The 12,342-nt window shown below is 62.1% G+C and carries 12 protein-coding genes; 3 read left to right on the top strand and 9 right to left on the bottom strand.

The window, feature by feature from the left end:
* Window positions 1-58: 58 nt before the first annotated feature.
* Together HCU64_RS20945 and HCU64_RS20940 are read right to left on the bottom strand one after the other, a co-directional pair.
* Window positions 59-463 carry a PRC-barrel domain-containing protein gene (locus HCU64_RS20945; RefSeq protein ID WP_233386187.1) on the bottom strand — a complete coding sequence of 135 codons (405 nt, stop codon included), beginning with the start codon at window positions 461-463 and terminating at the stop codon, window positions 59-61.
* A 361-nt stretch (window positions 464-824) separates the two neighbouring features.
* A complete protein-coding gene (locus HCU64_RS20940) occupies window positions 825-989 on the bottom strand; it encodes a hypothetical protein (RefSeq protein ID WP_233386186.1) in 165 nt (54 codons plus the stop codon).
* A 461-nt stretch (window positions 990-1,450) separates the two neighbouring features.
* On the opposite strand from HCU64_RS20940, the gene HCU64_RS20935 reads away from it, so the two are divergent.
* From HCU64_RS20935 to HCU64_RS20925, 3 genes are read left to right on the top strand one after another with little or no spacing between them, the layout of a single operon-like run.
* Window positions 1,451-3,709, top strand: a complete 2,259-nt coding sequence (locus HCU64_RS20935) for an ATP-binding protein (RefSeq protein WP_233386185.1) — start codon at window positions 1,451-1,453, stop codon at window positions 3,707-3,709.
* 2 nt (window positions 3,710-3,711) lie between these two features.
* Window positions 3,712-4,173 carry a response regulator gene (locus HCU64_RS20930; RefSeq protein WP_233386184.1) on the top strand — a complete coding sequence of 154 codons (462 nt, stop codon included), beginning with the start codon at window positions 3,712-3,714 and terminating at the stop codon, window positions 4,171-4,173.
* Entirely contained in the window at window positions 4,173-5,897 is a 1,725-nt protein-coding gene (locus tag HCU64_RS20925; protein ID WP_233386183.1) for a response regulator, read from the top strand. The genes HCU64_RS20930 and HCU64_RS20925 overlap by 1 nt, the downstream gene beginning before the upstream one ends.
* A 737-nt stretch (window positions 5,898-6,634) precedes the next feature.
* Here the strand turns inward: HCU64_RS20925 and HCU64_RS20920 are convergent.
* From HCU64_RS20920 to HCU64_RS20890, 7 genes are all read right to left on the bottom strand, one after another.
* A complete protein-coding gene (locus tag HCU64_RS20920) occupies window positions 6,635-6,820 on the bottom strand; it encodes a hypothetical protein (protein WP_233386182.1) in 186 nt (61 codons plus the stop codon).
* A 1,205-nt stretch (window positions 6,821-8,025) separates the two neighbouring features.
* Entirely contained in the window at window positions 8,026-8,262 is a 237-nt protein-coding gene (locus tag HCU64_RS20915) for a DUF6894 family protein (RefSeq protein ID WP_233386181.1), read from the bottom strand.
* Window positions 8,263-8,564: 302 nt separating this feature from the next.
* Entirely contained in the window at window positions 8,565-8,744 is a 180-nt protein-coding gene (locus HCU64_RS20910) for a hypothetical protein (RefSeq protein ID WP_233386180.1), read from the bottom strand.
* 261 nt (window positions 8,745-9,005) lie between these two features.
* Complete coding sequence (locus HCU64_RS20905) at window positions 9,006-9,719, bottom strand: glycosyltransferase (RefSeq protein ID WP_233386179.1); 714 nt, start codon at window positions 9,717-9,719, stop codon at window positions 9,006-9,008.
* A gap of 502 nt (window positions 9,720-10,221) precedes the next feature.
* Window positions 10,222-10,404 carry a hypothetical protein gene (locus HCU64_RS20900; RefSeq protein WP_233386178.1) on the bottom strand — a complete coding sequence of 61 codons (183 nt, stop codon included), beginning with the start codon at window positions 10,402-10,404 and terminating at the stop codon, window positions 10,222-10,224.
* 89 nt (window positions 10,405-10,493) lie between these two features.
* Window positions 10,494-11,597, bottom strand: coding sequence for a DNA polymerase IV (gene dinB, locus HCU64_RS20895; RefSeq protein ID WP_233386177.1), 1,104 nt, complete (start codon window positions 11,595-11,597; stop codon window positions 10,494-10,496).
* 25 nt (window positions 11,598-11,622) lie between these two features.
* Complete coding sequence (locus tag HCU64_RS20890; protein WP_233386176.1) at window positions 11,623-12,336, bottom strand: SDR family NAD(P)-dependent oxidoreductase; 714 nt, start codon at window positions 12,334-12,336, stop codon at window positions 11,623-11,625.
* Between the last annotated feature and the right edge of the window lie 6 nt (window positions 12,337-12,342).

Genomic DNA, 12,342 nt, shown 5'->3' with positions numbered 1-12,342 from the left:
GCGACATTAGCCGAGTGAGATGCCCCGAGAGCGCTAAGCGCTCCCGGGCGCCGATCTCTTAGCGCTTGAATTTGCCCTCATATTTAAATTGAGGGGCTTCCTTCAGCTTTTCCTTGGTGGTGTTGACCGAAGCCACCCACTTCTTCGCGCTCTCGTCGTATGTCAGACCGACAGACGACGGCTCGACCGCGACGTAGTGCTCGCCCATACCAAGAAATCCGCCGACCGAGAGGATGTAGCCGACCAGCTTGCCGTCGTTGACGATCAAGTCTTTGATCTCACCGACCGTACTGTTGGACCCATCGACCACCGTGAGACCAATGAGGTTGTAACTGAGCACGGCAGTCGGGGGGGCCGTTGCGAACTTAACCTCGGCGGGCGGGGCGACTGGCTTGGCGCTTTCGGCAAAGACTGGGGTTACCAACATGGTTGCGGCCATGACGGCGAAAGCGATGCGACGCATTATTGTCTCCTTTGCCCATTGAGTAGGCTGCGTGAAAGGCGCCAGCCCCCGGCTTCGTTCCCTCGCCGCGCAAAAAATGTTAATCGGTGTCACATCCTCACACATCGTCTTGTGGGGTATGTGGACTTACCAATAGCAGGGCCATACGGGAGACAATTTTTGGCTTCTCTCGTCACGCGCCCAAAGCAGCCGAGCATTTCTCGGACAACCAGCGTCGAACCTCGAAAAGCCGCTTCTCTGTCTTGTTTGGCCGCGAGCCGTTGGGCTGTTTTCGAATAGCAGGCATTGGGAAGCAGACTTCAATCCGGGACGCTTGCCAGCCAATTTTATCCGAAAACCGCAACTGGTTAGAACGTCGCGGCTAGATGTCGAGCCCGAGTGCGCCCGCCAACGCCCGCTGTTTGATCATCCCAACGCGATGCCGATGGATATAGTCCACCAATTCCTTGGCCTCTGCCGGCGGAAAATTGTCGCCGTCGTCGAGCATTTCAGACAGCAATCCCAAGCCCGCGTGCTCGATGGCCATCGTCGCCCGGATTAGGCGACAGAGTCGATCCAGGCCTACATCCGGGTGGACACCGTCACTCGTCATGTCGGCTCAACGACCCAGACCAACCGTTGTTCTCGGAAATAAGGGGACCAATTGCGCTCTTGGCATCGTCAACGCAGCATAGCCTGGGCGCAGCCCTGCCGATGCCGATTGGTGAAGTGCCAAACCGTCGATTTACAGTAACACCCTAGTTGCATCGGACCGCATGAGCCACGCGTCCAGGCTCACGCACGTATCTCTACGTATCTTTTGATACAAATGCTGAAAATCGCATCGTGGTTGCCGGTCGCTGCTTCTATGATCACATGGATGTGACGTTTCGGCCCGGGGCAAGCACTTTTGGTACGCCTGTGGAGCGTAGGCAGGCCACAAACCGAATGCTAGACTTCAATCGCCCGTCAGCCTCCTAAGTTCGCTTAATCCAAGGGTACCCTGTATTGGATCGACGGTACGACGCAGCGCCGCGGCTTGACCTGACGGCCTGCGACCGCGAACCCATCCATATCGTCGGAAGCGTGCAGCCTCACGGCTTCCTGCTCACGCTCGATGCCGGGAGCCTGGTGATCGCACAGGCGAGTGCGAACGCGCCTGCGGCGGCCAGCGCCGGCTCGGGTCTCGATGCGGCGCTTCCCGAACTGGTCTCCGTCGTCCGTCGCTATCTCGATGCCCCACCGACAGAAGATCACGGGGCCCATTATCTGCGCACGGTGACGCTCGGCGGCGATGCGGCATGCCAGACTTACGAGGTTGCGGCCCACCGCGTCGGCGATCTGGTCGTACTCGAATTGGAAGAGGTCGCTGATCCCGACGTCGATGCGGGCCTCGACGCGCATTCCCCGCGGCTGCGCGCCTTCGTGCAGCGCCTGCGGCTTGCCCGTTCCATCGAAGATCTCTGCGCGATTGTTGCGGAGGACGTCCGCTCGATCACCGGCTTCGATCGGGTTCTGGTGTACAGATTCGACCGGGACTGGCACGGCACGGTCCTGGCGGAGGACGGCAACGACACCCTACCGTCCTATCTCGATCTTCGCTTCCCCGCGACGGACATCCCGGTGCAGGCGCGCGAGCTCTATCGCCGCAATCGACTGCGCATCATTCCCGACGCCGGATACGTGCCGGTGCCCATCCAGCCGGCGCTGACGCCAGCCGGAAAGCCGCTCGACCTCTCCCAATCCGTGCTGCGCTCGGTCTCGCCGGTGCATGTCGAGTACATGCGCAACATGGGCACCGGCGCTTCGATGTCGGTGTCGATCCTCGTCGATGACGAGCTCTGGGGGCTTGTGTCCTGCCACAACCGGGAGCCGCGCCGCGTGCCGCTGCAGGCTCGCAACGCCTGCGACTTCCTCACCCAGATCTTCGCCCTGCAACTCTTCGCCAACGAGCGCAGCGCCCAGGCCGAGCAGCGTCTCGCCCTCGGGGCGGTCCAGTCCCGGCTGCTCGGCTTCATGGCCGAGGAGGACAGCTTCGTCGACGGTCTGCTCAATCACCCCGACGACGTCATGGCGCTGGCGAACGCGGCGGGCGCGGCCATCGTCACCGGCGACCGCTGCCGCCTGATCGGCAGCACACCCACCGAGACGCAGGTCAGGACCCTCTACGATTGGCTCGCGAGCCGGCCCGACGAGGTCGAGGTCTTCGCGGAGGAGTCGATGTCCGAACTCTTGCCGGAGGCGGACGCCTTCGCCGACAGGGCCAGCGGCCTGCTCGCGATCTCGGTCTCCAAGAGATACGCCAGCTACATCCTCTGGTTCAGGCCGGAAGTGGTGCGGACGGTCAAGTGGGGCGGCAACCCGGTCAAGGCTGTCACGCCCGGCGCGGACGGCGAACCCGACCGCCTGCACCCCCGAAAATCCTTCGAGATCTGGAAGGAGACGTTGAAGGGCCGCGCTCTGCCGTGGACAGGACCGGAGGTCGATGCAGCCCGGGATCTAAGAACCTCGGTCATCGGAATCGTGCTGCGTCGCGCGGAGGAGCTTGCCGCGATGAGCGAGGAACTCCAACGTTCGAACAAGGAGCTGGAAGCCTTCTCCTATTCGGTCAGCCACGATCTGCGGGCGCCCTTCCGGCACATCGTCGGCTACTCGAACCTGCTGAAGACCCGCGAGGGCGCCAACCTGTCGGAGAAGGGTCAGCACTACGTCGACACCATCATTGAGGCAGCCTTCTCCGCCGGGACGCTCGTCGACAACCTGCTCTCGTTCTCGCAGATGGGCCGCCACACTCTCAATCGGATCGCGGGCGACATGAACGCCCTGGTCGAGGAGGAGCGTCGCAAGGCGATGCGCGACGTCCCTGCCGAGCGCAAGGTTCGCTGGGAGATCGGCCCGCTCGGTCGGGCTCATGCCGATCCGTTCATGCTGCGTTTGGTCATCGAGAACCTGCTCTCGAACGCCCTCAAATACAGCCGCGACCGCACCGAATCTGTGATCGAGTTCGGGCGGCTTCCGCCGAAAGACGGGGAGGCCGTCTTCTACGTTCGCGACAACGGCGTCGGCTTCGACATGGCCTACGTCGACAAGCTGTTCGGGGTCTTCCAGCGCCTGCACCGGGTCGAGGAGTTCGAGGGGACCGGCATCGGGCTCGCGAACGTTCGCAGGATCGTCGAACGCCACGGCGGTCACACCTGGGCCGAGGGCAAGCTCGGCGAAGGCGCGACCTTCTTCTTCACTTTGCCCCTGCGTGGGGAGGACATCTGACGATGGCGAACCTGAAGCCGATCCTGCTGGTCGAAGACAACCCGAACGACATCGAGCTCACCCTCGCGGCGCTGGAAGCCGGCCAACTCGCCAACGACATCGTCATCTGCCGCGACGGGGCTGAAGCGCTGGACTTCGTTTACCGCCGCGGTCCCCATGAGAAGCGCGAAGCCCAAGATCCGGCCGTGATCCTGCTCGATCTGAAATTACCTAAGATCGACGGGCTGGAGGTGCTGGCAGCGTTGAAGAAGGACCCGCAAACCCGAGCCATCCCCATCGTCATGCTGACCTCCTCCCGTGAGGAGACCGACGTCGTGCGGTCCTACGATTTGGGCGTGAACGCTTTCGTGGTGAAGCCCGTTGGGTTCGACGAATTCTTCGCAGCAATCAAGGAGCTCGGCGTGTTCTGGGCCGTGCTGAATGAGCCACCGCCGCATAGAGGAGGCTGGCCATCGAACGTTTGATGGAGGGCAACGGCAGTCCGGTCCGCATCCTCCACCTAGAGGACAGTGACCTCGATGCCGAGTTGATAGAGGCCGTACTGGAAGGGGTCGGCCACCCATGCGAGATCGAAAGGGTTATGGACCGACCGGCTTTTGCAGCGGCTGCCCAACCCGACGCTCATGACCTGATCCTGGCCGATTATGTGTTGCCGACCTTCGACGGTATCAACGCGCTAGCTATCGCCCGAGAGCAGTGCCCCGAGACGCCGTTCGTGTTCGTCTCCGGCACCCTTGGCGAGGAGCGGGCCGTCGAGGCGCTCAAGAACGGCGCCGTCGACTACGTGACGAAGCAGCGGCTTGACCGCTTGCCGCGCACGGTCCTGAGGGCGCTCTCGGAAGCTCGGCTAAAAGCCGACAAACGTGCGGCAGAGGCCGCGCTCCAGGCGCTCAACGAGACGCTGGAAACCCGCATCATCGAGCGGACCCGCGAGCTTGCCGAGGCCAATCAGGCACTCCAGGCTCAGATAGCCGAGCGCGAGCGCATCGAGCAGGCCCTGCGCCTTGCCCAGCGGCTAGAGGCGGTCGGGCAATTGACCAGCGGTGTGGCCCACGACTTCAATAACCTGCTGACTGTGATCGCCGGAAACATCGAGTTCCTGGTCAACGATGTCACGACCGACCGATCGAAGCGCCGGCTCACGATGATGAAGCAGGCCGCCGAACGCGGTGCGAGTTTGACGGCCCAACTGCTCGCCTTCTCGCGGCGTCAGCAACTGGAACCGACTCCGGTCAACCTCAACAACACCGTCGCATCAATGCGCGATTTGCTGCAGAGCTCCATCGGTGGCGCCGTGCGGATCGAGACGACCCTGCAGACCGGTCTATGGCCGGCCCTGGTTGATGCGACCCAGATCGAGCTCGTGATCCTGAACCTCGCCATCAACGCGCGCGACGCGATGGCGGTCGGCGGCTGCCTAACTATCGAAACCGCTAACATCACGGTGACCGGCAAGCAGACCCGGCCGGAGCAACCGGTGCCCGGCGAATACGTGATGGTGGCGGTCAGCGACACGGGAACCGGCATGCCGCCTGGCGTGGTCGAGCGCGTGTTCGAACCGTTCTTCACCACTAAGGAAGTCGGCAAGGGCTCTGGCCTCGGGCTGGCGCAGGCTTACGGCTTCGTGAAGCAATCGGGCGGCGGCATCCGGATCGACACCGTGGTCGGTGAAGGCACCTCGATCAAGGTCTACCTGCCAAGAGTTGAAGGCGTGGTAGAAGCGGCTCCCAAGAGCCCACGCGCGACTGATTATGTGGCCCAGCCGAATTCGGATGGCATGCCCGTCGTTTTGGTCGTCGATGACGACACCGCGGTCCGCGAGGTTACCACCACACGTCTGATCGAGGCCGGTTACGACGTGCGGGAGGCGGGGTCCGGGCTGGCCGCTCTCGCTTCCCTGGAGGCGGACATACACGTCGCTGCGGTGGTCCTAGACTTCGCCATGCCCGGCATGAACGGGGCCGAGGCAGCGATAGAGATCCGCAAGCGCTGGCCGGGCGTCCCGGTGCTGTTCGTGACCGGTTACGCCGACACCAACGCGTTGATGAAGGCCGGCACGGTCGGCGCCGACGGCATCGTTCAGAAGCCGTTCCGGGACGGCGAACTCGAACGCAAAATCGCCGAGATCATCGCAAAGCGGCGGCCTGCTGGCCTGCGATTGGTCTCGGGTGGAGCTTCGGCTACCTGATCCGGTTTAGGTCTGGGCCGAAAAGTCCGGGCGCAACATTTCGAATGGCCACGCTACCTAGCAATCCATCGAAGCGGGTCAACAAGGTCGGAAACGACGACGATCCGACCCTGATCGAGCGGGAGGCGGCGTAGCGGATCACGCCCAACTCTACGGTAAACGCTTAATTGACCATGCCCGCGCAATTCGACGGATCCCATGACTCCAAAGCCGAGGTGCGGCGTTCTCTAGACACCTCAAGCGAAGGCAACGCTAATGCTGATCTTCAATCCTCGGACTGGCGAAACGGTGGAGATCAAAGTGGCGCGTCCGGGAATTTGAGGATCTAACGCTTCAAGGCCGCTGCGAATAGCGAGCTGCCGATGTGCTGACAGTCCGAGCGACCATGTGGGCGCGGGAGATCGCTCGGACTGCCGCCGCCGGAACGGGCATGAACAGACGGCGCGTTGTCATAGACGCGGAAAGTTTCCGCACTTCGTCCAAGCGGCACTCCGCTGAACTTTCGGCGGTGCCCTCGGTTCATTGGGCCTGGGCTCGTTTTTCTCTTTTAGGGTCCGGCTTCGAGGGCCGCCCCCGTTGGCTTACATGGGCGGCCGTTGTTGTGTCTGAACAATCGCCAGGATTCCCGGTTACCGGATCTCGGGTGTGTGCGTGCTGCTCCCCCTGACTTCAGAGCCCGCCGCGGACCGATCCCGTGGTGGGCTTTGTTGTCCCGGATATCGCTCGCAAACTTGTCTCTAACGCTTCGTATCTCCCGTGCACCCATTGTCATTCGCGGGCCGTTCTCGCGGCTGAGCCAAATCCTCGGCGACCGCCAACGGCGGTACGATCGGGGTGCCATTGTATTCGTCTGCGCCGACGAGGCGTGCAAACAAATCGGCGAAGCGCCGCTTCTGTTCGTCCGGAGTGAGCTTGCCGTTCATCGCCCTCAAAGCCGAGACTCGCCGTTTCGTTCCGGCGCGGCGCGGCAGGCGATCTACGAGACCTCCTCAGCATCTCACTTTACGATGAGATACGGGAGCCCATCGAGCTTCGTTGCCAGCAGCGCGTGCACATCGTCCGTAAGGTCGCGGACTTTCACAGTGACCAAGTCCGTACAGCTGGCTATCGAACGCTGCCGGCATACTTTTAGGCCGCCCGGTTCGCCGCGGCGGCCTTTTCGTATCCAGCCTCAGTGATCCGTACCCGGCCTGTTCTGACGGGGCGCCTCACCATGCTGCTTCGTGAAGCTCGATCGCTCTGGATCGCCCTTGGCTTTCGCGACGCGACCGCGCATGACACTGGCTACGACGACGACGATTACGAGGGTCGTGATTGCGAGCGCGATAATTAGAATTGAGTTGTCCATCTGGCGTTTCCTCAAAATATTTATTGAGGAGCAAGCCATCCGATCGCGGCCAAGTTCCTGAGCACTTTCTGCCATCAAAGCACGCTCGGTTCAGCGCGCCAGGGATACATGCCGAGGATACGCGCGCATTGATTTTCCAGCCCTCAAGCGCGCCTCTTACCTGGCATGATCAACAGCAGCGCGTACCGGTACTAAAGGGCAAGCCTGACGAGGTAATGAATGCGCCCCCGCGTCAACGCGCGCGGCGATCCAAACTGAACCGCCGGCAACACCCCTCGTTCACCGTGCCTGGGTCCCTCTCATTCCTGTGAGCCCCCGGCTTCAAGGCCCGCCCGGCTGAACTCCCCGGTGCGGGCTTTGTCGTGCCCGTTCTGAACAAACCGCTGCATCCGCCGTTGCCGTTTTCATTGAGGAGTTCGTCATGCTTACCGGCAGTCTCTTGTGGCTCATCGGGATCCCGATCCCGGTCATTCTCTTGATTTGGATCTTCTTTTTGCGAGGACGATGAGGAATGGCCGGCTGACTCATACCCGCCCGATCTACGCGGGAAGCTCCTCTTCCTCCCAGCGGCTTCGGCCGCACCTTGGCCCGCCCGGCGAAAGCTGGTGCGGGCCTTTCTGTGCTCAAGACTGATTTCAGGTGGCCCCGCGGCACTGCGGCAACACAAAATCAGACGATCATCAGTTACAGCGACTCCAACGGCGCAGCTTCTACCGTATCGGCTGTGTCGTGAAGCCTACTTAGCCCGCCCGGCTCGCCGCGGCGGGCTTTTTCACCCGGTCACCGTTTCCACTCACCGCGGAACGAAAGCGTCCCATGAAAGACGACGTTGCCGCTCTCGTCGCGCACGTCGGCTACGAAGTCCCGTTCGTCCCGGCTTGGCAGATTGTCCTTAGCTATGTGCGCTAAGGCCTCGATCGCCTCGTGGCCGGCATGGATGTCTGTCGGGTGATCTGATCCCTCGTCGTCAGCATGCGCCCAGTCGCCGTCGTGAATCTCGAAGTAGTAGCGCGCCATCGCAGCCTCGGACCAAATGATCCGAGCTAACCCGCTGGCCGACGCTCGGTTTCTCTGTCTACTGGTTCACCTATACGCCGGAGGCGATCACCGCCGCCTGATCGGCGCCCGCCCGGTCACCCCGTAGGCGAACAGCCCAAGCAACACGACCGCCAAGCCCTATGCCGGGCCGTCCCGATACGGATGAAACGGACGGGAGGTGTGGGTTGGGCGTCTGTAGAGCTCGGGAACCGACTTCTCGACGCGCTGCAGATAGCGCTCGAACTGCGCGGCGAGCGTGTCGTTGGGGTCTTAAGGCTGGTTCACCGCTTCCGCTCACGAGCCAAAGCGCGCAAAGCTGCCACGAACAACGGCACCGAGTCAGGCTTGACGATGAAGCCGCCGTCCTTTCGCTCTCCCGCTCGTTCAGCAATCACCTCGATCTCGGCAGCCGTATAGGCGGCGAGGGGTTTGCGCTCAGAGACGTTGGGCGAGTAGGGCATTGAGGCGCTTTAGCGCGAGCCGTTCGGGTAAGGGAGGGCTCAGCCGGTCACAAGATCGCGCCCTGTCGCGGCCGCCCGGTTCGCCATAGCGACCTTTTTCTTACAGCGTTCAGCGCCAGGGTATCGCGACTGCACTGCGAATGAACCGAGGCACGTACCACTGCAAATGCGGGATCTCGCGAAATAGCACGCGGTTGAGCACGAGCACGTCAAGAGCAATGACGACGGTCAGTCCAGCCCCAGATCCCAGTACCATGCCGCTCAATCGATTTGAGTGATGATGCTTAAGAGTCGGTTGCTGATCGCGATCAGGAATGTGAAGACTGAACACGATCGCGCTTCTTTGAGAATCAAATTCAAATTCGATTGACTTCGCGAATTTATGGAATTTCCATTGAATGAGCAGCTAGCGAGTTTGGAGTGGCAAACACTCGGCTCAACGTCTGCCGCGGGCCGACGCCCGACACCCGCTTTGCCGTTGTGGCGATGAGTATGATCTGGGTTCTCGACGAACTTCCGCAGAACCGAAATCAGCTGCGGCGAAGCCGTGGCACTGAGCCGATCGGCCGACACAGCTCCCGGGAGGCGATCGAGGGCGTGATGAAGCGCTGCTTCATCGAAGACGGCCTCGACCAGTCCAAGCTCGGATAGACGCTTTGCAGTCGCGATCTGATGATCGTTGCGGTGTTCGCGCAGGTCGCAGTGGCGGGGCATTACGATGACCCGCTTGCCGTACTCCAGCGCCGTAATTATCGACCCCATGCCCGCATGGGCTACGACAAGTTCCGCTGCCTCGACGTTTTCCCGGATCTCGTCGGGATGAAGGAACTGCTTGGCTTCAAAGTGTTTAGGTCGGTAGTCGGACGGTCCGATTTGCGCGAGCAGGTCGCGTCGTCCGGATTGGCCGGCCCAATCGTCCACTGTACGGACGAGACGGTCGAAAGAACCCTGCGTTCCGACGGTTACGAAGATCATGGCACAGACCGAAGAGCGCTTGATGCAATGCGCTTTAGGAATTCTGTGGCCGCCTCCGCCGAACTTAGAGCAACATACCAGCCACGAGACGCACCAAAACACCAGCCTTGGCTACTGATTGAGGCGCGCCGTTCGAGCCGCCCTGGTCGTGATCGACGAGGTCTCTGTCCAAGACCAGAGCCGCCTCCGCGGCCTTCGCCTCGCGCCGCGCTCAATCCGCTCGAATAGCAGAACGGCCACGAAATCCAAATCCTGGATGGCATAACGGCCATCTCCTCGCGACACCATTCAAGTGTCGAGAGTTGGATGTTGCAGAAATCATGTCGAGTCGTCCAAAAACTTTAGGTCAACTACTCCCATTGACGGATTTGACAACGCCGGCGACCTCTCGCGGAGTTGTTGGATCAGAATAGACTGTATGAATTCATACGGTGCATTCGCTGTAAAGGTTGCTTTAGTGTGGGATCGCTACTTCGGCAGCCTCGCATGGGCAATGGTCGGATCAAGGATGAATAACATTGCGCCCCGGCCGCATCGCCAAGTCCTCGCCCTTATCTAGCGATGCCTGATGCCAGCAGAGACAGCTCACTGCATCGATCGGATCGATGGAGTGCGTACACGCCATGCCGACCAAGGCTTGTTCTTCGGTCGCAGCCTTGGCGAGCGTCAAGGCGGCGGTCAGCACGCGGTCACGCGCGTCCTCGATTCGTCGGACTCTCTCGACGCCGCCGGGTACCCGCTGGTCGAAATCTTCGAATGAGCCAGCGGCGCGTGTCAGATCCCCAGCCCGAGTTGCCGAGGCTTCGCCGACGACCTGTCTTCCAGCGCGGACAGAGAGATGCCCAGCAACCGTACGCTCCGCCTCAAGGGAAAGACGTCGCGCAGGAGACCGAGACCGATGTCTTCGAGCGTTGCGCGCTCGGGCACGGCGTCGGCGGAAGAGCGAGCACGCGTTATCTGGACAAAATCGGAAAACTTGACCTTCAGCGTGACCGTCCGTCCGCGCACGCCCTTGGTCTCGCAGGCCGTCCAGACCTTCGTCACGATGGGTCCGAGGCGTTCCGCCAAAATCTCGAACGTGTCGGCATCGTCCGAGAACGTGTTCTCCGCGCCGATCGACTTGCGGATGCGGTGGGCCCGGACGGGTCGCTCGTCGATCCCGTGCGCCACGGCATGGTAATAGCCGGCCGACGAGCCGAAAGCCGCCTGCAGTTCCTCGATCGATCGCTCCTTGAGGTCGCGACCCGTCTGGATGCCGAGCCGTTTCATCTTGGCCTCGGTGACCGGGCCGACACCGTGGAAGCGGCCGATCGGGAGGTGCTCGACGAAGGCTGGTCCCATCGTCGGCGTGATGACGAACAGAGCGTTCGGCTTCCGGTAGTCGGAAGCGACCTTTGCCAGGAACTTGTTGTAGGAAACGCCTGCCGAGGCGACGAGGCCGGTCGTCTCCAGGATCTCGGCCCGGATGGCCTTCGCAACGTCCGTTGCGGTCGGCAGGCTCTGGAGGTTCTCGGTGACATCCAGATAGGCCTCGTCCAGGGAAACTGGTTCGATCAGTTCGGTATGCTTGGCAAAGATCGCGCGGATCTCCTCCGAGATCGCCCGGTAAACCTCGAAGCGCGGCTTGACGAACACCAGGTCCGGACAGAGGCGACGCGCCGTGACCGACGGCATGGCCGACCGGACGCCGAAGACCCTGGCCTCGTAGCTCGCCGCTGCGACGACACCGCGCTCGCGTGAGCCGCCGACCGCGATCGGCCGTCCCCGCAGACTGGGATCATCCCGCTGTTCGACCGAGGCGTAGAAGGCGTCCATGTCGATATGGATGATCTTGCGGACCGGCTCATTGATGTCTTCGTGCTGTGGCGCCCCGGTCATATTGGCTCACATCTCGCGTCGCGGCTTACGCCGGAACGACCGTGCCGTCCCAGGCGAATACCTTGCCGCTGTCTGCGGCACTCAACCCGTCCAGAACGCGCATCAGATAGGCTGCGCTTTCTTCCGGTGTGAAGACGCCCGGCGTGCCTTCATCGGGTCGGAAGGGATGCGATAACGCAGTCCTGACCGTTCCTGGATGGAGCCCGACGATGATCGTGTCCGGATGCGTTCGCGCAGCCTCGATGGACAGTGTGCAGAGGATCTGGTTCAGGGCCGCCTTGGACGCCCGATACGCGTACCAGCCGCCCAGGCGGTTGTCTTCGATGGAGCCGACCCGCGCCGACAAGGCGGCGAAGACGCTCCGGCCGGATCGCTGCATCAGTGGCACGAAGTGCTTGGCCACGAGCGCGGGTCCGATGGTGTTGACCGCGAAGACGGCGGCCATCGCAGCCGGATCCAACACCCGGATCGCCTTCTCGGGCTTAATGTCGGTTCCATGGAGGATCCCGCTCGCGACCACGACGAGCCCTATCTGGCCTGCCGCTGCGGTGGCCTGGGCAGCAGCGGCAACGGATGCCTCGTTGGTGACGTCGATGGTCGCAGAGCGTATCGGCGCAGGCAACGATACGTCCGAGCGCGACAACGCGAAGACCGTTTCATAGGCGTCTGAGTCCGCGATGGCTTGGGTAAAGGCCCGACCGATCCCGCCAGATGCGCCGATGACGACCGCATTCGTCATGAGGAG

Origin of the sequence: Methylobacterium sp. C25 (genome assembly GCF_021352225.1) — a bacterium.
Lineage (GTDB): Bacteria > Pseudomonadota > Alphaproteobacteria > Rhizobiales > Beijerinckiaceae > Methylobacterium.
This window is presented reverse-complemented; position numbering and strand designations above follow the sequence as displayed.

Bases quoted from the DNA above. Each gene is read 5' to 3' on its own strand.
- HCU64_RS20945 (WP_233386187.1), bottom strand. From the start codon at position 463: ATGCGTCGCATCGCTTTCGCCGTCATGGCCGCAACCATGTTGGTAACC.
- HCU64_RS20940 (WP_233386186.1), bottom strand. From the start codon at position 989: ATGGCCATCGAGCACGCGGGCTTGGGATTGCTGTCTGAAATGCTCGAC.
- HCU64_RS20930 (WP_233386184.1), top strand. From the start codon at position 3,712: ATGGCGAACCTGAAGCCGATCCTGCTGGTCGAAGACAACCCGAACGAC.
- HCU64_RS20925 (WP_233386183.1), top strand. From the start codon at position 4,173: ATGGAGGGCAACGGCAGTCCGGTCCGCATCCTCCACCTAGAGGACAGT.
- HCU64_RS20920 (WP_233386182.1), bottom strand. From the start codon at position 6,820: ATGAACGGCAAGCTCACTCCGGACGAACAGAAGCGGCGCTTCGCCGAT.
- HCU64_RS20915 (WP_233386181.1), bottom strand. From the start codon at position 8,262: ATGGCGCGCTACTACTTCGAGATTCACGACGGCGACTGGGCGCATGCT.
- HCU64_RS20910 (WP_233386180.1), bottom strand. From the start codon at position 8,744: ATGCCCTACTCGCCCAACGTCTCTGAGCGCAAACCCCTCGCCGCCTAT.
- HCU64_RS20905 (WP_233386179.1), bottom strand. From the start codon at position 9,719: ATGATCTTCGTAACCGTCGGAACGCAGGGTTCTTTCGACCGTCTCGTC.
- dinB (WP_233386177.1), bottom strand. From the start codon at position 11,597: ATGACCGGGGCGCCACAGCACGAAGACATCAATGAGCCGGTCCGCAAG.
- HCU64_RS20890 (WP_233386176.1), bottom strand. From the start codon at position 12,336: ATGACGAATGCGGTCGTCATCGGCGCATCTGGCGGGATCGGTCGGGCC.